13 protein-coding genes are annotated in these 19,390 nt (G+C 75.5%); 9 read left to right on the plus strand and 4 right to left on the minus strand.

Annotated elements, in window-relative coordinates; genetic code table 11:
- Window positions 1-11: 11 nt before the first annotated feature.
- The gene (locus NX801_RS25580) at window positions 12-551 is read right to left on the minus strand and encodes a GNAT family N-acetyltransferase (RefSeq protein ID WP_428986230.1); all 540 of its coding nucleotides are present in this window, start codon (window positions 549-551) and stop codon (window positions 12-14) included.
- Window positions 536-1,801, minus strand: a complete 1,266-nt coding sequence (locus NX801_RS25585) for an NsdA family TPR-like regulatory protein (protein WP_258790267.1) — start codon at window positions 1,799-1,801, stop codon at window positions 536-538. The genes NX801_RS25580 and NX801_RS25585 overlap by 16 nt, the downstream gene beginning before the upstream one ends.
- A gap of 188 nt (window positions 1,802-1,989) precedes the next feature.
- On the opposite strand from NX801_RS25585, the gene NX801_RS25590 reads away from it, so the two are divergent.
- Entirely contained in the window at window positions 1,990-2,451 is a 462-nt protein-coding gene (locus NX801_RS25590; protein ID WP_346434238.1) for an ATP-binding protein, read from the plus strand.
- A gap of 173 nt (window positions 2,452-2,624) precedes the next feature.
- A complete protein-coding gene (locus NX801_RS25595) occupies window positions 2,625-2,930 on the plus strand; it encodes a DUF6087 family protein (RefSeq protein ID WP_258790269.1) in 306 nt (101 codons plus the stop codon).
- Between the two features lie 21 nt (window positions 2,931-2,951).
- Here NX801_RS25595 and NX801_RS25600 read toward each other — a convergent pair whose 3' ends face one another.
- Window positions 2,952-3,482 (minus strand): hypothetical protein, encoded by a 531-nt coding sequence (locus tag NX801_RS25600; protein WP_258790270.1) that lies wholly within the window; start codon window positions 3,480-3,482, stop codon window positions 2,952-2,954.
- A gap of 224 nt (window positions 3,483-3,706) precedes the next feature.
- Between NX801_RS25600 and NX801_RS30835 the strand changes: the two genes are divergently transcribed.
- The 7 genes from NX801_RS30835 to NX801_RS25640 all read left to right on the plus strand — a co-directional run bounded on the left by NX801_RS30835 (window position 3,707) and on the right by NX801_RS25640 (window position 15,727).
- On the plus strand, window positions 3,707-5,695 hold the full coding sequence (locus NX801_RS30835) for a hypothetical protein (protein ID WP_309505898.1): 1,989 nt from the start codon (window positions 3,707-3,709) through the stop codon (window positions 5,693-5,695).
- The gene (locus NX801_RS30840) at window positions 5,688-7,502 is read left to right on the plus strand and encodes a SagB family peptide dehydrogenase (RefSeq protein WP_309505899.1); all 1,815 of its coding nucleotides are present in this window, start codon (window positions 5,688-5,690) and stop codon (window positions 7,500-7,502) included. Before NX801_RS30835 ends, NX801_RS30840 begins: the two co-directional genes overlap by 8 nt.
- Before the next feature lie 176 nt (window positions 7,503-7,678).
- Window positions 7,679-7,861, plus strand: coding sequence for a hypothetical protein (locus NX801_RS25620; RefSeq protein WP_258790271.1), 183 nt, complete (start codon window positions 7,679-7,681; stop codon window positions 7,859-7,861).
- 125 nt (window positions 7,862-7,986) lie between these two features.
- Window positions 7,987-10,017: a TOMM precursor leader peptide-binding protein gene (locus NX801_RS25625; RefSeq protein ID WP_258790272.1), complete on the plus strand. Its 2,031-nt coding sequence runs from the start codon at window positions 7,987-7,989 to the stop codon at window positions 10,015-10,017.
- 94 nt (window positions 10,018-10,111) lie between these two features.
- The gene (locus NX801_RS25630) at window positions 10,112-12,979 is read left to right on the plus strand and encodes a lantibiotic dehydratase family protein (RefSeq protein WP_258790273.1); all 2,868 of its coding nucleotides are present in this window, start codon (window positions 10,112-10,114) and stop codon (window positions 12,977-12,979) included.
- A 73-nt stretch (window positions 12,980-13,052) separates the two neighbouring features.
- Entirely contained in the window at window positions 13,053-14,132 is a 1,080-nt protein-coding gene (locus tag NX801_RS25635) for a thiopeptide-type bacteriocin biosynthesis protein (protein WP_258790274.1), read from the plus strand.
- A gap of 209 nt (window positions 14,133-14,341) precedes the next feature.
- Window positions 14,342-15,727, plus strand: a complete 1,386-nt coding sequence (locus tag NX801_RS25640) for a lantibiotic dehydratase C-terminal domain-containing protein (RefSeq protein WP_258790275.1) — start codon at window positions 14,342-14,344, stop codon at window positions 15,725-15,727.
- A 16-nt stretch (window positions 15,728-15,743) separates the two neighbouring features.
- On the opposite strand, the gene NX801_RS25645 is transcribed toward NX801_RS25640, so the two are convergent.
- Window positions 15,744-18,689: a helix-turn-helix domain-containing protein gene (locus NX801_RS25645; protein WP_258790276.1), complete on the minus strand. Its 2,946-nt coding sequence runs from the start codon at window positions 18,687-18,689 to the stop codon at window positions 15,744-15,746.
- Window positions 18,690-19,390: the final 701 nt, after the last annotated feature.

Here is a 19,390-nt window from a genome sequence, read left to right on the forward strand (position 1 = left end):
GTCGACGGGTCCTAGGACAGGGGCAGTTCCGCGAGCATGACGGCGTACACCGGGGAGTCCGGGAAGGGCTGCCGCTCCCCGACCTTGCGGAAGCCCCAGCTCTCGTAGAGCGTCCGGACACGGGGGTGCCCCGTGTCGACCAGGAGAACCACGAGATCGTCGTCCCGGTCCTTCAGAAGTGCTCGCGTGACCAACTCCGCCGTCCCGGTCTTCCGGTACTTCACGCGGACGGCCAACTCCGAGTAGGAGAACGTCCGGTGCCTCTCCGGGGCCTCCTTCAGGTGCTCCCGCCACCACTCCCGCATCGGGGTCGCGGGAGCGCCGTAGGCGAAGGCCACCGGATCCTCGCCGTCGAAGGCGATCACACAGGCGAAGTCCGTATTGCCGCCCCAGTGGTCCACGAACCACGGAAAGCGCTGGTTGAACTCGTCGTCCATCGCGTCCGCGTACGCGTCCCCATGGATGTCGAGCAGTGCCTGGCGAATTCGCGGGAAGTCCTCGTGTGTGAAGCGGCGGATCACCAGCTCGCGCGCGTTCAAGCTCGGCTCCATTCGGTTCGGAAGCGGTCTCCCCACTCTCGGGCGACCACCGCGTCCGGCGCAAGGGTGATCAAGTCCCGGTAGAAATCACCGAGAAGAGAGCGCGGCCGACCCGGGACGGGTGAACCCATCATCAGCTCGAAGACGGCGGCGGCCGTCATACACGCCTGGTCAACGTCCCGCTGGTGGAGCTGAGCCAGGGCGAGACGCGTGGTGGCCAGGGCCCTGTTCCTGCGGAACTGCTCGGGGATCGAAGCGAGGGCCAGGTGCGAGGCCGCCTCGGCCTGTGCCGAGTCACCGACCCGATCCCGGACGATGGAGGTCATCGCGGCCAGCTCGGCTTGGCCGTAGAAGGCCGTCCAGCTCGGCCGGGGGTCGTGCGACGACGCCTTGCCCAGCGCGTCTTGAGCACGCCCCAGGGACCGCAAGGCGGCCTGCCTGTCGCCGAAATGCGAGTGACCCACAGCCGTCCGAGCATGGGCCAGGGAGGCGAAGAAGGGGTCTCGCTTCGTGATACCCGTGGACTGGGCGGCGAGTCCGGAGTCCACCGCATCGGCGTACTCGCCCCGCTGATGGGCGAGCATGGCGTACGAGTTCCAGACCCGCATCTCCACGATGGGGTCTCGGCCCATTCCAGCGAGGTACAGAGCCCTGCCGAGAAGGGCCTGAGCGCGGCTTCCCCGCCGGGCGTCCAGTGCGCTCCAGGCGGCCGTGGCGGTGTAGTCGGCCGCCACCGAGAAGAGCCTCTGCCGGATACGCTGGGTGGCGGACAACTTCTGCTTGGCCAGTGCGTCTTCCGCTCCGGCGAGGGCTGCTCGCTCCAGGCCCTCATGGCCTCCCCGTGTATCGTCCAGGGCCATCAGGGCGTCGAGACCCGAGCGGAGCCGGATGACGTCGGCCGTGCCCACCTGCGGAGCGGCACCCATGAAGGGCATCGTCACCGAGGCCGCCGTCCCAGTGGCGGCAGCGAGGAAGTTTCTGCGGTCCACGGGGTCCTCCGGAGGAGTCGAGGGTCGTCGCCGTCTCGCCGGTGGGTGGAAGCCCAGCTCCTCGGCGGTCCGTCCGAATACGGCGTTCAGTGCCTGACGCTGCCGGGGGTGGGGCCACCTTGTTTTTCCGGTCACCCAGTTGCGGACGGTCCGGTCGCTGACCGTGCCCTCATACCCGTGCTTGAGCAACTGGGCATTCACCGCGCCGGCCAACTCGTGTTGCTTGAAGCCGCGTTCCCGCATGGCGCTGTCGAGGCATTCGTTCTCCTTCACATACCCACAGTAGTGACTGAGTTCCCTTCGGTGAGCGGACCCGTACGGGAATTTCCGGTCGGACGGGACATACATCCGGCGGACTTTTCCTCCGCCCGGAGCGGGGCGGGTCGTTGACTTGGCAAAGGAACACGCCGCTCCGGGGTGACCCGGCCAGTGGTCCACACAACGCGTCCGAGGTCCTGATGATGGTGACTGCCGAGTCTCGCCCTGCTGGGCATCCCGAATACTCCAAGACCCTCCCCCGGGAGGCGGAGAGCGCCACCGCCGCCCGCGAGCTTGTTCGGTCCGCCTTGACGGCATGGCACCTGGATCACCTGACCGAGAACGCCACCCTGGTCATCACGGAGCTGGTCTCCAACGCCGTCGACCACGGCCGCCTGCCGTCGATCCGGGTGATCGTGAATCGCCCGGCGGAGGACCGGGTCCGCCTCGCCGTGGTCGACCGGTCGAAGGTCATCCCGATGATGCGGACCGAGTCCAACGGCGACCAGATCAGGGGCCGGGGCCTGATGATCGTGGACGCGCTGACGGAGTGCTGGGGCACTGAGATGTACCGCTGGGGCAAGCAGGTCTGGGGCGAGTTGAGGACAGGAGCGCAGGGCCCCGGGATGCTGACCGTGACCGAGCCGATCGAACCGTCGACGTGACAGTGAGCCTCCCCGGGCACGCACCCGCAGACCATCCCCGGTGTCCCGATAGCACCATATGAGGGAGAGTACGCCTCCGCCCTACGGGCCAGCCCGGTGCGATACGGGCGGCCGCGACGGCGGTGTCCGTGAAGACCTCCGCCGGGAGGACCGCGCGGCTAGGGTGGGGCGGTATGGAGCACGAATCCCCGGCGGACGAGCCCCTGTCGGCGTGGGTGGAGCGGCGGGACGCCAGGATCGGGCGGCTGCGGGCCGTGCCGGTGGTCCCGGGTGACGGGCCGAGGGGCGCGCATGTGAACCCGGACGAGCCGCGCCTCGTCGAGCGCTGGAACGGGCACGCCTGGGAGCCGTACGTTTTCGCGAGCGACCTGGCCGAGGCCAAGCGCCTCCTCTACCCGGAGGCGAACACGCCCCCGCCGGGCGGCTCGTCGGGGCGGCGGCCGCTCGCGCCGGGCACCGGGCGGCACCGGAAGGCCTGAGCCCGGGGCGTCCGCACCCGCTCAGGCCTTCGGGAGTGCGTGGAGGAGGGTTTCGGCGAGGCGGCCGGCGGCGTCGCAGACCTGCTGGTCGGAGTCCGCGCCGGGGTTGCTGAACCAGACCTCCAGGGCCGGGTCGGTGGTGTCCGCGTCCGTCGCCGGGGCGGTGGTGCCGGAGAGCGCCACGGAGACCGTGCAGGCCTTGGAGTCCGGGCCGGGCCGCCGGCGGGCGCGTACCCCGGCGACCGAGCTCGCGGTACCGAAGCCGAGGTAGGCGTCCGCCCGGGCCGGGACGCCGCCGTCCCCGTCGACCGGCGCCTTCCAGCCGCACTTGGTCTGGCCGCCGGCCTCGTTGCCGTCGTCGTGCGTCAGCTGGGGGACGCCGAGCCGCTCGGCCGGCTTCTCCGGGGGGACGGCGGTGCACAGATTGGTTCCCCCGGTCTTGCGGGGCCCCACCGGGCCGGCGGACCCGGCGTCCCCGTCGGAGCCGCCGCAGGCCGAGGTGGCCGCGAGGGTGAGGGCGGTGATGGCGATGAACGCGGCGCGAAGCTTCACGGCTGCTCCTCGGAGTGGGTGGGGGGAGCGTAGTGGGCGGCCGGCGCGCGCCGGGGCGGAATGGGGGCGGCCGGTTGTGGAGACCGCCCGGGGCGGAATCTGTGGTCGGGACTGTGGTCGGACCGTGGAGACAGGGCGCCCGGGGGCGGTGAGACTCGGCTGACCACCGGGGCGGCCGGGACGACCGGTCCGGGGCAGGCGGTGGAGCGACCAGAGGGCGGGCGATGCGACCGAAACTGAAGTCCGACGTGCTGTACGTGCCGACCGGCGACGGGGTACATGTCTTCGGCGCCGGCGCCGATGTGGCGCTGCGGGGACGGGCCGCGTACCAGTGGCTGGACCGGCTGGCGCCGCATCTGGACGGCTCGGTCGAGCTGGCGGCCCTGGTGCGCGGGCTGCCGGACGACAAGCGGGAACTGGTCGGCGCGCTGGTGGGCAGGCTGCGCGACGCGGGATGCCTGGTGGACGCGGCCGAGGACCTGCCGCACGGGCTGACCGGCCGCGAACTGGAGCTGTACGACCAGGAGATCGCGTTCATCGAGTACTACGGCCCCTCGGCCGCCCGGCGGTTCGAGGAGTACCGGAACAGCCGGGTGGTGGTCGCCGGGGCGGGCCCGGCCTTCGTGGCGCTGGTCTGCTCGGTGCTGCGCTCGGGGGTACGGGCGCTGCGCGCGGTACGGACGGACGAAGCGCCCACCGCCACCGCCCGGCTGGCGGAACTGGTGGCGGAGGCACTCGCCCGGGACCCGGAACAGCGGGTGGTCCACGCCGAGTTCGGGGCGGCCGAGGAGGCGGCGATCGGCGGCGCGGACCTGGTGCTGCACCTGGCGACGGCGGGTGGCACGGAGCGGGCCGAGCGGCTGGCCGAGGCGTGCGAGCGCTCGGGCACGCCGCTGGTGCAGGGGGTGGTCCTGGACGACGTGGCCTGGCTCGGCCCGGCCGGGGCCACCGCCTGGCGGTCGGCCTGGGCCCGGCTCGCGCCGCGCGGCCCCCACCGGGCGGACGCCTTTCTCACCGGGCCGGCCGCCGCCGTGGTGGCCGGGCATCTGGGACTCGCCGGATTCCGGGCGCTGACCGGGATCGGGGAGGACTCCGAGGAGGGGTGCCGGGTGACGCGGGTGGATCTGGAGACCCTGCGGACGACTGTTCATGGGTTCCTGCCGCATCCGGCCGTCCTGGCAACCGGTCAAGGGCCGGAGACCGAAGCGGAGTTCGCCGCCCGGTACGCGGCGCTGAGCGCGACCCCGCCGCTGACCGAGGAGGAGTTCTCGGCTTGCGCGGCACGCTGTTTCGACCCGCATCTGGGCGTGTTGCGGGAGCTGGCCGAGCGGGACTTCACCCAACTGCCGCTGAACGTCAGCGAGGCCGTGCCGCACTCCCCCGGCGCCGCCCGGATCTTCGGCAGCGGCCTGGGCTTCACCGAGGCCCGGCGCCGCGCCGCCCTGCGCGGACTCGCGGAGTACGCGGCGGGCGCGCCGGACCCGCGCCGGTACGGCCCCGCCGACGCGGTGTACGGGTGGGAGCTCGGCGAGCGGCGGCCGGTGGCCGTACCGGCGGTCGAGGTGTTCACGGCCCCGGGCCCGGGCCGCGCCGCCCGGGCGGACACCACCGGCCCCGCCACCCTGGTGGACACCACCGGCCCCGCCACCCTGGTGGACACCACCGGACTCGCCGCCCGGCTGGGCTGGGACGACGCGGTGGCGGCCGGGCTGGCCGGCCAGTGCGCCCGGCTGGCGCTGGCCGACCTGGCGGACGGGCGGGCCCGGCCGGTGGCCCTGGACCCGGCCGCCGGGGCGCCGGTGGGCCGGGCGCGGGAGCTGCTGGAGCTGCTGCGGGCGGCGGGCGGCACGGTCCGGGCGGCCGACATCGGCGGGGTGCTCGGGGTGCCGGTCTGGGCCTGGTGGGAGGGCACCCGCCCGGTCGCGGTGAGCTGCGGGCCCGGCGCGGTGGCCGAGGGGCTGGAGCGCGTCCTGCTGTCCCGGCAGGCCGCCCTGACCGGGGACGCCGCCTACGCGCCTCCGCCCGTACCGGAGTTGGGCCCGCCCCCGGGGCCCGAGCAGCAGGGGGACTGGGCGCCGCCCCCGGAGACGTACGGGATGGTGGCGGCGCTCCGGGAGCGGGGGGCGCGCCCGGTCGTCGTGCCGCTGGACCACGACCCGGCCGTCCACGAGGTGCTGCCCGCCCTGCTCCGGGTGGTGCTGCTCGATGGCTGAACCGACCAGGATGGCTCAGGCCCCCGGGGTGACCGGAGCGACGGAGACAGCCGGGAGCCCCGGGACATCCGGGGCGGCCGACAGGCCCGAGGCGGCCGGGGCGGAGCCGGTCCACGCGGTGGGCCCGGACGCGGCGACCCCCGGGTTGCGGTTCTGGTGGCGCACCTTCGAGGGTGTCCGGGAGCTGTTCGCGGAGGGGCACGGCGAGGAGGGCGGGCCGGACGACCCGCTGCCGGTCAAGGTCCACCGGGGGCTGCCGCGCCACGTGCTGAGCGAGCCGGCCCGGCGGATCGGGGACGCCCGCTGGTCGTTCGGCGCCTTCCGCCGGGCCCACCCGGGGGCCGCGCCGCGCCGGGCGGAGCTGGACGAACCCGCGCTCTCGGCGCTGCTGCACCACACCTACGGGCTGAGCCGGATGGAGCTGGGTCCGCACGCCACCTGGCCGTACCACCGGACGGTGGCCTCGGCACGCTGCTTCCACCCGGTGGAGCTGTACCTCTGGCTGGACGGCGCGGCGGGGACCGTACCGGCCGGGTGCTACCACTACGACCCGGCCCATCACGCGCTGACCCGGCTGCGGACGGGCGGGGTGCCGGAGCGGCTGCGGGCGGCCGCCGGGACCGGGCGCGCCGGGCGGACCCGGGCCCTGCTGGTGGCGGCGGTGTGGTTCCGCAAGGCGGCCTTCCGCTACCGGGACTACGCCTACCGGCTGGGCGCCCAGGAGGCCGGGATGACGGTGGGCAACGCGCTGCTGGTGGCCGGGTCGCTGGGGCTGCGGGGCCAGGTCCACCACCGGTTCGACGACGCGGTGGTGAACCACGCCCTGGGGCTGGACGGGGCGGAGGAGACGGCCTTCGCGGTGGTCGATCTGACCGGAGCAGGGGGCGAAGCCTGGGACGGAGACGGAGACGGAGACGGGGACGGAGACGGGGACGGGGGCGCGACGGCTCACGGTGTGCCCGGGGCGCTGCCCGCCGTCCGGCCGGCCCAGCTGCGGACCAATGCCACCGACGCCGCGCTCTGGGCCGGGCTGAGCGCGGTGGACCGGGCCGCCCGGATGACCGGTCCGGGGTGGGAGACCCCCGTCGAGCCCGCCGATTTCCACACCGGGATGGTGGGTGCCGGACCTTCGGTCACCCTGGCTCCGGACGAACGCCTCCCCGGGGAAGTGGAGTTGGGGGCGGCGCTGCGGGCGCGGAACTCGGGCGGGCGGATGTTCCTGCCGGGCGGGCCGCCGGTGACCGGGGCCGAGCTGGCCGGGCTGCTGCGGTACGCGTTGGAGCCGGTCGCCTCGGACCACACCGGGCCGCCGTCCACCGGCCCGGCCCTCCGGCCGCTGGTGGACTGCCATGTGCTGGCGCTGGACGTCCCCGGAGTGGCACCCGGACCGCACCGGTTGGTGGCGGAGCCGGGCGGCGTAGGGCCCGGTCCCGGCCCCGGCCCCGCGCTGGCCGGGCCCTCGGGGCGGGACGGGCGCGCGGTGGTGGCGATGCTCTGCGACCGCACCCCCGCGGTGAACACCGCCAAGGCGCCCGCGGTGGTGTTCCTGGGGGTGGACCGGCTGGCGGGCGACCGGTGGTTCGGGGCGCGCGGCTACCGCGTCCTGCACCAGGAGGCCGGGATCGTCGCCCAGCGGATCAGTGTGCTGGCGGCGGCCGCCGGGGTGTCGGCCCGGATCACCAACGGGTACGACGACGGGCTCGTCCGGCAACTGATCGGTGCGGGACCCGCGTACGTCCCGGTGTTCGCCCTGGTGCTCGGCCGCCGCCGGGCCACCGCCCAGTACGAGCCGCCGCTGACCTGGTGAACCGTCGCCGGGCCGGTACCTGTGGGCCCGACTCTGTGGGTGCTCCTTCGGTCCGACCGCGAAGACCACGGGGCGGCCCCGGACCCAGGATGCGGTGCGGGCCGCTCGCCGGCCCGCACCGAGGGACGTACCGACAGAGGTACCGACCAACCGACAGTGGAGAAAGGGGAATCGGAATGGAACCGAACCTCGCACTCGACCTCGACGACCTGAGCGTCGACGAGCTCGACATCCTCCCGACCTCGCCGGGCGCCGGCCTGGAGTCGATCAACGTCGGCCACGCCATGGTCGAGATCGGCGCGTCGAACTGCACCTCCACCGGCACGCCCGCGAGCTGCTGCTCGTGTTGCTGCTGCTGAACCGGGGTGTGACCCGGGCTGTGTGACCCGTGTCCGGTGGGCCTTCGGGCCCGCCGGACACGGCACCGCGCCCGGGCGGGCAGGCGTGGCCCGTACGACCGGTTGACGAACGGAGGGACCATGACGTGACCGACGTGACCGACGTGACCGACGTGACCGAGGCACCCGCGCGGGACGCGGCCCGCACCACCAGTCAGCGGCGAGAGGGTGGGGGAAGCAGTGCCCCGGCGGCGTTCGCCGTGGTCGGGACGGGTGTGCTGGCCGCCGCCGTCCGTGCCGCCGTCGCCCGGACGCACCGGACGGTCGCCGCCACCGACCCCGACTGCGCCGGGGTGGTCACCGCCGACGACGGCTGGACCACCTCCACCGCGCCCGAGCACCCCGGCACCGGCTGGCTGCCGGTACGGGTGGAGCTGGGCCAGGTCGTCATCGGTCCGTACGTCGCCCCCGGCCGGACCGGCTGCGCCCGGTGTGCCCGGACCCGGCGGCACCGCGCCCTGGGCCCGGACAGCCCGCGCGCCGAACTGCTGCGCCGGTACGGGGAGCGCCTGGCCGACCGGCCGGCCCCGCTGCTGTCGGCCTGGGCGGCCGAGGCGGTGGGCGCCCTGGTGGCGGGCGAACTGGCCGCGCCGCCGGAGAGCCGGCGCACCACCCGCGGCATCGTCGTCCTGTCGCTGACCACCCTCGCGGTGGACGCCCACCCCTTTCTGCCCGATCCGGCCTGCCCCCGGTGCGGGGGCCTTCCGCCGGACCGGCCGCCGGTGCTGATGGGGGTGGCGCGGCCCAAGCTCGACCGGGACACCTACCGGGTGCGGGACCTCGCGGACGGCTGGCCGGAGTTGGTCCACGCCTATGTGGACGGCCGGACCGGGGTGGTGCGCCAGCTCGACGTACGGCCCGACTACCGCTATCCGATGGTCTCCGCGCCGCTCCATCTGCCGGACGGCGAGCAGGAGGCGGGCTTCGGGCGGGACCTGGACTACGCGGGCTGTGAGCGCACCGCCCTCGCCGAGGCGCTGGAACGGCTGGGCGGCGCCCGGCCCGGTGGCCGGCGCACGGTGGTGCGGGCTGCCCACCGGGAGGTGGCCGACGGGGCGGTGTGCCCGGTGGACCTGGGCCTCTACCCGCCCGAGCGGTACGCCCAACCCGGCTTCCCCTACCCGCCGTTCGACCCGGACCTGGAACTGAACTGGGTGTGGGGCCACTCCTTCGGGCGCGGCGGCCCCGTCCTCGTACCGGAGGACTACGCGTACTACCGCACCCGGCGCGGCAATCCGGACGCCCGGCCGCTGGCCTACGAGGTGTCCAACGGGTGCGCGCTGGGCGGCTGCCTGGAGGAGGCGGCGCTGCACGGGCTGGTGGAACTGGCCGAGCGGGACGCCTTCCTGCTCACCTGGTACGCCCGCCTGCCGGTCCCCCGGGTCGATCTCGCCACGGTGTCCGACCCCCGGATCGCCCTGCTGACCGAGCGGATCCGGCAGGACTCCGGCCACCGGGTGCTGGCCTTCGCCACCACCCCGGAGTACGGGATCCCCACCTGCTGGGTGATGGCCGTGCGGCCGGCCGACGGTGACCCGGACGAGCCCGACGAGCCCGCCGCGGTCTGTGCGGCCGGGGCCCACTTCGATCCGGAACGGGCGCTGCTCAACGGGCTGTTGGAGCTGACCGCCAATCTGGGCTGGAACCGGGACGCCTATCGGGCCGAGCGGGACCGGATCGCGGCCATGGTGGCGGACCCAGAGCTGGTCCGGGAGATGCGGGACCACGCCCTGCTCCACTGCCACCCGGCCGCCTTCGAGCGGTTCCGCTTTCTGCTCGGGGACGAGCGGGGGCTGCCGGTGGACGAGGCGTTCGCCCGGGCCGGCCACCGGCCGCGCGCCGCCGATCTGCGCGAGGACCTGGCCGAGGTGGTGGACCGGTTCACCGACCGGGGGCTGGAGGTGATCGTGGTCGACCAGACCACCGACGAGCACCGGGCGGGCGGCCTGGCCTGCGCCAAGGTGATCGTTCCGGGGCTGCTGCCGATGACCTTCGGCCACCGGATGCGCCGCACCCACGGCCTCCCCCGGCTCGGCACGCTCCCCGCCGAACTGGGCTACCGAGCGCGGTCGTTGCCGCCGGAGGAGGTGAATCCGCACCCGCATCCGTTCCCCTGAGCCGGTGGCCGGACACCCCTCACCGCGGTGGTGCGGCCCCCGAGACCTGGCCCGCCGAGATTCCATTCCCTCGATTCCGCGACCGGAGCTGTGCATGAACGAGGCTTTCTCCACCCCGGACACCTTCGGGGTGCGCATCGGCGGGCTGCCGGTGTCGGTGCTCGACGACCTGCGCTCGCCGGAGCTGTGGAGCCAGGTCGAGCGGGTGCTCGACACCGAGCACCGTCTCGACACCGTGGGCGGCGGGCTCGGTGACACCCTCTACGCCCTGATCGGCCACGCCACCGCCGGAAAACCGCTGCTGGTGGCGCTCCGCCGGGCCGTCCACAACCGCCGCCGTCCCGCCGGGCGGTGCTGGAACGACGAGGTACGGGCGCTGCTGCCGGAGGCCGTCGCCAAGAGCGTACGGTCCTGGCTGACGCTGCTCGAAGACCACCGGCAGCAACTGGAGCGGCTGGACGAGCTGCTGGTCCACCACGCCGGTTCGCGCACCGCGCTGCTGCGCAAGGCGGCGAGCGAACCGGCGCTCCAGCACGGCCTGGTCCTCGGCAGCCCTGTCCTCCATGAGCGGCTGCGCGGCTGGCTGGGCCGCCCGGACGCGTCCGCACCGGCCGGGGAGAGCGGCCGGGCGCCGGACCAGAAGGCGGCCCTGCGGCTGGCCAAGTATCTGTCCCGGATCACCATGAAGACCAGCCCGTTCAGCACCTTCACCATCAGCGGTCTCGGCCGCTGGCGGGACACGGCCGGGGGCGAGAGCGGGACCGGGGCCGGGGTGGCTTCGGCGGACCTCACCGTGCTGACGGTGGCCGAGATCAATGTCTGGGTGGTCCAGCAGGTGGTCCGGGAGCTGAGCCACCGCCCCGAGTACGCCCGGCGGCTGCGGCTGCGGCTCAACCCGAGCGCCGTACTGACCGGTGAACGCTGGGAGTTCCTCGGCCCGGGTACCGAGGAGCCGCTGCGGGGCCTGGCCGCCTCCGCCCCGGTCCGGGCCTGTGTCGCCGCGGTGACCGGAACCGGCCGGGGCACCGGGGCCGGCCGGGTGCGGGAGGACGCGGCCCGGGTGGTGGCCGGCGCGACCGGGAGCACCCCGGAGGCCGCCGACGCCTATCTGGCCAAGCTGGTGGAGCTGGGCCTGCTGGAGGCCGAACGCCCTTTCCCGGACCAGGCCATGGACCCGCTGGCGGAGCTGCGGGACTGGGTGGCGGGGGTGGCCGGTGACACTTCGGGCGGTGGCACCCCGGGCGGCGCCGAGGAGCCCGTCTCCGCCGGGGCCGTCCGCGCCGGGCCCGAGGGTGGTGCGGGGTCACCGGACGAGGCGGACGGGCTCGGAGCCGTACAGAATGACGGGGAGGAGCCGGGCCCGCTGCTGGGCGTGCTGGACGAGTTGCGGGAGCTGGTCGGGCGGTACGCCGGGCTCGCGGATCCGGCGGACCGGCGGGAGTGTGTGCGCGGGGTCGAGGCGGCGCTGCGGCGGCTGCGGGAGGCGGCCGGGGCCGAGCGGATCGAGCTGCCGGCCAAGAACAGTGTGATCGAGAACGCCCTGCTCGCCGCCGAGCTGCCAGGACCCGACCGGTCCGCCTGGGCGCCGGTGCTGGCCGAACTCGACCTGGTACGGCGGTGTTACGCGCTGCTGGACCCGGCACTACCCGGGCGGGTGGCGCTGGCGGAGGCGTACGCGGAGTGGTTCGGACCCGATGTGACGGTGCCGTTCCTGACCTTCCACCGGGCGGTGCAGGAGTGGCTGCGGCAGGACGCCGGACTGCCGGGTCTGTTGTCGGTGCCGACCCACGGCTATCGCGCCCTGGCCGGGCACCGGTACCCGCGGCTGCGAGAACTGGCGCGCCTGCGCGGTGAGTTGTGCGCGGAGGCACTGGAGGGGCGGCCGGATACCGACGGGGTGGTACGGCTGGACCCGGCCCGGCTGGCGGGGCTGGTGCGGAGCTGGCCGGAGTGGATGCGGGCGCCCGACTCGGTGGCGTTCTACGGGCAGCCGGTGGGCGGGGCGGTGGGGGCCGACGGGAAGGGGCTCGGGGCCGGGGTGGGGCCCGGGGGTGGGGATGGAGTTGGGGCGGCGCCCGGGTTTGTGATCAATGCGGTCAACTCCGGTCATGGGCGCGGCCGGGACCGGATCCGGCGGCTGCTCGCCCAGGCCGGGATCGCCGCCGAGGCGGCGACAGCACCGCCACCCGGGGGCACCGTGCAGGTGGACACCTGCCGCCACTACGGCAGCAATGTGGGCCTGCGGCTCAGTGCGGTGGGCGCCGAGCTCGACTATCCGGAGGGCCCCACCCTTCGCCCCGCCGGAGACCGGATCCGCCTCGGTGACCTGCTGGTGCGGCACGATCCGGCGCTCGGGCTGCTCACTCTGCACGCGCCCGGCCGGGGCGGCGAGATCCGGCCCGTGCACCCCAATCTGATCGCGGAGTTGTGGCTGCCGCCCGCGATCCGGCTGCTGCTCGGCACCTTCGGCGCCACCTCCAATCTGCTGATCCCGGGCCGCCGGATGTTCGGTGACCCCTCGGTCGAGCGGATGGACCGGGTGCTGACCGAGCCCCGGGTGGCGATCGGCCGGACCACCGTGAGCCGGCGCCAGTGGGTCTTCCCGGGCGACCGGGTGCCGGTCCGCCGCCAGGGTGAATCGGACCGGTCCCGACTACTGCGCCTGGCGGGGTGGTTGCGTCACCATGGGATGCCGTCGCGCTGCTTCGTCCGGGGGCTCGACCCGGCCTCGGTGGTCGGCGGCAGTGTGTGGCGGATCAAGTCCCGCAAGCCGCTCTATGTGGACTTCGCCAACCCGCTGCTGGTGGGCGTCTTCGAGCGGATGCTCACCGGCCCGGGCCAGGTGCTCTTCGTGCAGGAGGCACTGCCGGGACCGGACGAGCTGCCCGACTACGGCGACCACGGCTCCCGGGTGACGGAGTACCTGATCGAGATCAACGGACCGTACGGGCCCGGGGAATGAGGCACGGGGAATGAGGGAGACACCGATGGGGACGGGGTCAGGGGCGGAGACCGGGACGGGAATGGGGATCGGGATGGGGATGGGGTCGGGGGCCGGGATGGCGGGGACGGGTGCGGGATCGGAGGGCGGGCGGCTGGACCCCGGCACGGCGGAGGGCTCCGACTGGCTGCCCGCGCACATCTTCTACGACTCCGACCAGGACCGGCTGCTCACCGAGTGTGTCCGGCCGCTGGTCCGGGAGGTGCTCGCCGACGGCTCGGCGCAGAGCTGGTTCTACCTCCGCTACTGGGAGGGCGGCCCGCATGTCCGCCTCCGGCTGCTGCCCGCCCGGGCCGCCGACCGTCCGGAGCTTCAGCGGCGGGTGACGGAGCGGGTCGATGCCTTCCTGGCCGCCCGGCCGTCCCCGGACGTGGTGGACCGGACGCGCTTCGGCCAGGTGGCGCAGGGTTTGGCCGGCCTGGAGGGGCGGGACGGCCACGACCAGGAGGTGCGCCCCAACAACTCGCTGGCCTTCATCCCGTACGCCCGGGAGCACGACGACTACGGGCGCGGCGCCGCGATGGCCGCCGTGGAGCGGCACTTCCGGGAGTCCAGCGAACTGGCGCTCTCCGTGGTGGCGGCCGGCACCACCGTGGAGCAGCGCGCCCTGCTGGCGTTCGACCTGGTGGTCGGGGTCTTCGCGCTCTGCGACGAGGTGCGGGACCAGTGGGTGCGCCACGGCGGGCCGCCGCTGCCGTTCGGCAGCGGGCCCGAGGCGCCCGATGTGGCGGTCCGGTACGCCGCCCAGCGCGACGCCCTGCGCGCCCGGGCCCAGCGGGTCTGGCACCAGGCGGTGGCGAGGGACGGCTCGGGGGGCTCCGGGCCGTCGGGCGGTGACCAGCGGACGTACTGGCTGGCCTCGGTGCGCCAACTGCGGGACGAGCTGCACGCCTTGGAGGAGAGCGGCGCCTTCGCCTCCACCTGGGCCGCCTCCCCGCTGGCCGAACCGCTCGACCTTGCCGCCACCGCGCACCCGGGCACCAGTCTGGTGCTGCTGCGCTGCGCCCACCTGGTCAACAACCGGCTGGGGCTGACGCTCTGGCAGGAGAACCAGCTCCGGTTCCTGGTCGGCCGGGTGCTGGCGGAGCTGCCCGAGGCGCTGACCGCGTCATGACTTCCGGCGCGGGGGGACCGGGGAGTACGGGGGGTACGGGGAGTGCTCCGGGGGCGGGTGGGCCGGGGGTCGGCGGCCCCGGGGCGGATGGTCCTGGCGGCGGCCCTCGTCCGGTCCGGCACCGGGTGGACGGCCGGCGGGCGGGGCGGTACCGGCTGCCGCGTCCGGAGCGGCCGGCGGACGGGGAGGAGCCGGAGGAGGCGTCCGGGGTGCGGTGGCACAGTCTGCACGTGCACCACCACGACGAACGGGCCGAGCCCGCGCTCATCCTGGACGCCGTCCGCCCGGCATTCGGCGCGGTCCGGCCATGGGTGGCGGGGGCCTGGTTCGGCCGGCACTGGCTGCGCGGCCCCCATCTGCGGCTCAACTTCCGTTGTGGCGAGGCGGAGTGGGAGGAGCGGGTGCGGCCGGAGGTGGCCTCACGGCTGGGCGCGTATCTGCGGGCGCATCCCTCCACCGTGGTGCTGGACGAGGCGGAGTCGGCGCCGGTCCACGAGCGGCTGGCCGAACTGGAGATGGAGCGGGGGACGTTGAGCCCCTGGGTACCGGACAACACGGTGCGGGAGCAGCCCTACGATCACCGGCTCCAGGTGCTGGGCTCGCGGCGGGCCAGCGAGCTGCTGGCGGACTTCCTCAGCGACACCAACGAAGCCGCCTTCCGTGCCTACGCCCACCTCCGGTCCGGCGGCTCGCTGCCGGTGCTGGCGCTCGACCTGATGTGGGCCACCGCCTCGGCCGCCGCCGTGCCGTTCGCCGGGGGCGGGGCGCCGATCGCGCGCGGCTTCCTGTCGCTGCGCTCGCACGCCGACGCGTTCCTCTCCCGGACCCAGGACCCGGCCGGCTACCGGGCCACCTTCGACGCCAAGTTCCGGCGCCAGGCGGACGCCCTGGCCGCCCGGCTGCGAGCGGTGGAGGCGGCGGTGGCGGTAGCGGTGGCCGAGGCGGTACCGGGGCCACCGTCCGACGGGGGTGGCCCCGCCTCCGGGGATCAACTCGTCCTCGGGGATGAGCTCACCTTCGGGGATGAGCCCGCCTCCGGGGATCAACTCCCCTCCGGGGGTGAACTCGCCTCCGGGGGTGAACTCGCCTCCGGGGGTGAACTCGCCTTCGTACGTGAGTGGTCCGAGGCGGTACGGCGCCATCAGCGGATCGCGCTGCCGCTGCTGGCCTCCGGCGAGGTGTCGATGGACGGGGCGGCCCGGGCGCCCCGGATGCCCACCCGACAGCTCAGCGAGTTCCACCGGCTGCTCCAGAGCGATCACGGGCACCAGGACTTCATCCGTACGGACGACTGGTTCGCGTCCTTCCGGCTGGTGATGAACTACCTCTATCTCCACCTGGGCCGGCTCGGGCTCGGCCCCGCCGACCGGGGGCTGCTCTGCCACCTGGCCGCCAACACCGTGGAGGAGGTGCACGGGCTCTCGGCGGTGGAGAGCTTCCGCCACCATGTGATGGGCGGCAACCCGGCAGCCGGCCCCGGCACCCCCGGCACCGAGCCGGAGTGGCGGCGGATCGGGGACGAGTGGGCCGGGGCGGGACGGGCCGGGGCGGAATGGGAGGAGACGGGCCGGGCCGGAGGTGGTGGCGGGGCGTGAGGCCGTCCCGGTCGGCTCACCGGCCGTCCCCGGCGCGGGGCGGGAGGATCTCGGGGAGCTGGCCGCGCCCGGATATGCCGAGCTTCCGATAGGCGCCGGAAAGATGGAACTCCACTGTCCGGACGGTCACGAACAGCTTCCCGGCGATCGCCCGGTTGGTGTGGCCGTCCCGGGCGAGGCCCAGGATGCGCAACTCCTGCGGGGTGAGCCCGGAGAGCGCGGGCGGCACCGGTTCGCCGTCGTCCCCGTGCAGCAGCTCCCGCCGGGCGTCACCGATCCGCCGGGCGAGCGGCCGGGCCCCGCAGGAGCCGGCGGCGGCGAGTGCGGCGTCCAGGGCGGCGCGGGCCTCGTCGGTCCGGCCCGCCCGGCCCAGGGCGATCCCCAGGTCGCAGCGGGCGGCGGCCAGTTCCAGGCGGGCCGGCGACCGGGCGAGCGTGGCGACGGCCACCGCGAGCAGCTCCGCCCGCCGGGGCCCGCCCGCCGCCATGGCCAGCGCGTGCTGGGCGGTGCCGACGGCCCGGGGGGTGCCCCAGCGGCGGGCGTCGTCCAGCTCGGCGCGGGCCAGCCGGTCCGCCTCCGCGCACTCCCCGGCGGCGGCGAGCAGCAGCGCGGCCCGCGACCGCCAGGGGGCCAGGGCCGGGTTGCGCACCCGGCAGTCGGTGAGCAGCCGACCGGCGGCGAGATGGCCCGCCAGCGCCCGGTCCGGTTCCCCGGCCGCCTCCCGCAGCACCGCCCGGGCGGCGAGCACCGGCGCGGCGTGCTGGCGGGGCGGCAGCTCCTGGTCGAGCCCGCACCCGGCGAGCAGGGCCTGGGCGGCCTCGGTGTCACCGCGCAGCGCCCGTACCTCCACCAGCACCGCCACCGCCCGGGCGGCCACCAGATGGGCGGTGGAGGCGGCCCCGGTCAGCAGCTCGGTCATCGGGGCCAGGGCCCGTTCGGCGGTAGGGAGTTCGCCCCGTGCCCGGCAGATGACGGCGCGCAGCAGCTCGGCGCTGACATGGTCCCAGCGGCCCGGCCGGGCACCGCCCGCCAGCCGGACCCGGCTGCAGTGGGTCCACGCCTCGACCAGTTCGTCGGCCCGGACCAGGGTCTCGCAGCCGTGCCAGAAGGCGCGGCCGGGGCCGTCCGTGCCGTGGCTGAGCGCCTCCCGGGCGTGCCGGACGGCGGCGGCCCGGTCCTCGCCGGCCCGCAGGGCGTGGGCGGCGCGCAGCCCGGCCAGCTCCCGGCGGGCGCCGCCGTCCGGGGGCCGGTCCGCGAGCAGCCGGTCCAGTGGCTCCCCGGCGCGGCAGAGGGCGACCGGCCCGTCGAGGCAGACGGACGCCCGGTGCAGCCGCAGCCGCCAGTGTGCGGGCGAGCCGGGGGCGCCGAGCCGGTCGGCGGTGTCGTCCAGGACGGCCACCGCGTCGGTGGGGCGCCCGGAGTCGGTGAGCAGTCCGGCGAGCGCCACCGCGTAGTCGGCCGCGATCTCGGGGTCCCCGGCCTCCCGGCGGGCGGCGTCCAGGTGGCGGGCGGTGCGGTCCGGGTCCACGAAGCCGTCCAGCGAGGCCAGTTCGCGCCGGACGGCCGCCCGCAACCGGGGCAGCAGCCGCTGCCGGAGCAGCCCGCGCAGATGCCGGGCGGCGTCCTCGGCCTTTCCCTCCTGGGCCAGTTGGCGGGCGGCGAGCCGCAGCGGGCGTACTGTCCACTCCTGGCCCAGCGGCCCGGCGGCGACCAGCTGGCCGGCGACCCGGGTGACGCCGAAGTCCCCGTCGCGCAGGATCTCGGCGGCCCGCAGGTGCAGGGCGGCCCGGGTGCCGGCCGGGACCCCGCCGATGACCATGGCGGCCAGCAGCGGGTGGCGGAAGGCGAGCGGGGTGCGGTTGGCCAGCAGGCAGCGGCCGACCAGTTCGTCCACCGCCGACAACGTTTCCCGCACCGGGAGGCCGGCCAGTTCGGCGGTCTGGGCGATCTCCGCGTCCGCCCCCAGCACCGCCACCGCCCGGGCCACCGCCAGCGCGTGCGCCCCGAGTCCGTCCAGCCACCGCCCGGCGCCCGGCAGTTCCGCCGCCCCGGTGGCCTCCCGCAGCTCCCCGGCGGTGAGCACATGGTCGGGCGCGGCGCCGGTACGGGTCGCCGGCAGCGACAACAGGGCCAGTGCCAGACCCGGGTTGCCGCCGGTCAGCTCCCGGCAGACGCGGGCCGCCTCGTCGTCCAGCACCATCCCGTGTCGGACGGCCGCCAGTTCGGCCAGCGCCTCCGCCGACAGGCCGTCCAGGTCCAGGTGTTCGGCGCCCGGCGGAGCCGTACGCCCGGGGCCGCCGTCCCCGGCCAGCGCCACCAGCAGCGGCACCGCGCCGCCCGGCCCGGCGGGTGCGGCCAGCCACCGCAGGCTCCGGGGGTCGGCGCCGTCCGCGTCGTCCAGCACCACCGCCACCGGCCCCCGCCCGACCGCCTCCCGCAACCGCCCGGCCCGTGCCTCCAGCCCCCCGTCACCGCCGTCCGCCGGCGTCCGGGGGCCGTCCCCAGGCGTCCGGGCGCCTGGCGCCCCGTCCGCGCCGTCCGCCGGATTCCGGCCCCCGGGCGCCCCGTCCCCTGGTTCTCCGGGCCCGGGAGCCCCGCCGTGGCCACTCCACCGGTTCTCCCGGCTCTCCCCCGATGCCGGGCTCTCCCCGTACACCGCCCGCGCGCCCGCCATGAACCCGCAGAACTCCCCCGGTACGGGAACCCCGCCGCCGCCCGGCAGCCGGCCGAGCAGTTCGTCGGCGGCGGCGTACGGCCGGGCGGACAGCCCCCGCGCCCCGGCCGCGACCACCCGGAACCCCTCCCGCGCGGCGAGCCCGGCCAGCGCCTCCAGCAACGCCGACTTCCCGGCCCCCGGCTCGCCCCGCACCACCACCGTCACCGGCCACCCCGCCCGGGCCCGCTCCAGCAGCTCCCGCAGCCGCTCCAACTCGGCGGCGCGGCCGACTACTTCCCGTAACATCCGGCCCTCCCCCCGGCCCGACGACAGCGACCGCGGCGGCCGTCCCCGGGCGGCCTGCGCCAGGAGAGCCGGCCGACGCAACCCGGGCAACTGCCCGGGGGTATGTCCGTGCAGGTCATCGTGGTGGGAAACGGTCCGATGTGCGTGTTCACCGTGTGCGACCCGTCCTGTCGTGCGTCGGATGCGGCCCGGGCCCGTGACCACACGGTTCCGGGCCGTGCGTCGCGGGCCCCACGATCCTTCCCACGCCGATCCGCGTCCATACGAAGGGGCGCGGCCCACATGATCGGCCCGGCGGCCCGCGCCCCCGATTCGTCGGAAACCCGTCGTCCGGCGCACCGCTCCCGAGCGGCCTGAACCCGCCCCCGCCCCGGCAACCCGCCGCCTCCACCACCCCACCCGGGGCCGCCGCCCCACCCCCCGTACCGTCCAAAACTGTCCCGAACCCGCCCCTCCCGTCCCGCGCCGCCATCCGGCCGGTTGCCGACGACACGGTCCGCCCGGCACCCGCCCGGGACTTCGGTCCGAGGTGCGGCCGGCCGCCGGGCCTGCCAGTACGGTAGTGATGTTCGTACAGACGCTCGTCAGCCAATCAGCCAAGAGGATTGTGTGCCTGCGTGAGACATGCTAAAGAGTGCCCGCGAGCCGCGAGCCGCGAGCCGCGAGCCGCGAGCCGCGAGCCGCGAGCCGCGAGCCGCGAG

The organism is Streptomyces pyxinae, assembly GCF_024756275.1.
Classification (GTDB): Bacteria; Actinomycetota; Actinomycetes; order Streptomycetales; family Streptomycetaceae; genus Streptomyces; species Streptomyces pyxinae.

Coding starts and splice junctions, on each gene's coding strand:
- NX801_RS25620 (WP_258790271.1), top strand. CDS start 7,679: ATGGAACCGAACCTCGCACTCGACCTCGACGACCTGAGCGTCGACGAG.
- NX801_RS25595 (WP_258790269.1), top strand. CDS start 2,625: ATGGAGCACGAATCCCCGGCGGACGAGCCCCTGTCGGCGTGGGTGGAG.
- NX801_RS25635 (WP_258790274.1), top strand. CDS start 13,053: ATGGGGATGGGGTCGGGGGCCGGGATGGCGGGGACGGGTGCGGGATCG.
- NX801_RS25590 (WP_346434238.1), top strand. CDS start 1,990: ATGGTGACTGCCGAGTCTCGCCCTGCTGGGCATCCCGAATACTCCAAG.
- NX801_RS25580 (WP_428986230.1), bottom strand. CDS start 551: ATGGAGCCGAGCTTGAACGCGCGCGAGCTGGTGATCCGCCGCTTCACA.
- NX801_RS30835 (WP_309505898.1), top strand. CDS start 3,707: ATGCGACCGAAACTGAAGTCCGACGTGCTGTACGTGCCGACCGGCGAC.
- NX801_RS25630 (WP_258790273.1), top strand. CDS start 10,112: ATGAACGAGGCTTTCTCCACCCCGGACACCTTCGGGGTGCGCATCGGC.
- NX801_RS30840 (WP_309505899.1), top strand. CDS start 5,688: ATGGCTGAACCGACCAGGATGGCTCAGGCCCCCGGGGTGACCGGAGCG.
- NX801_RS25645 (WP_258790276.1), bottom strand. CDS start 18,689: ATGTTACGGGAAGTAGTCGGCCGCGCCGCCGAGTTGGAGCGGCTGCGG.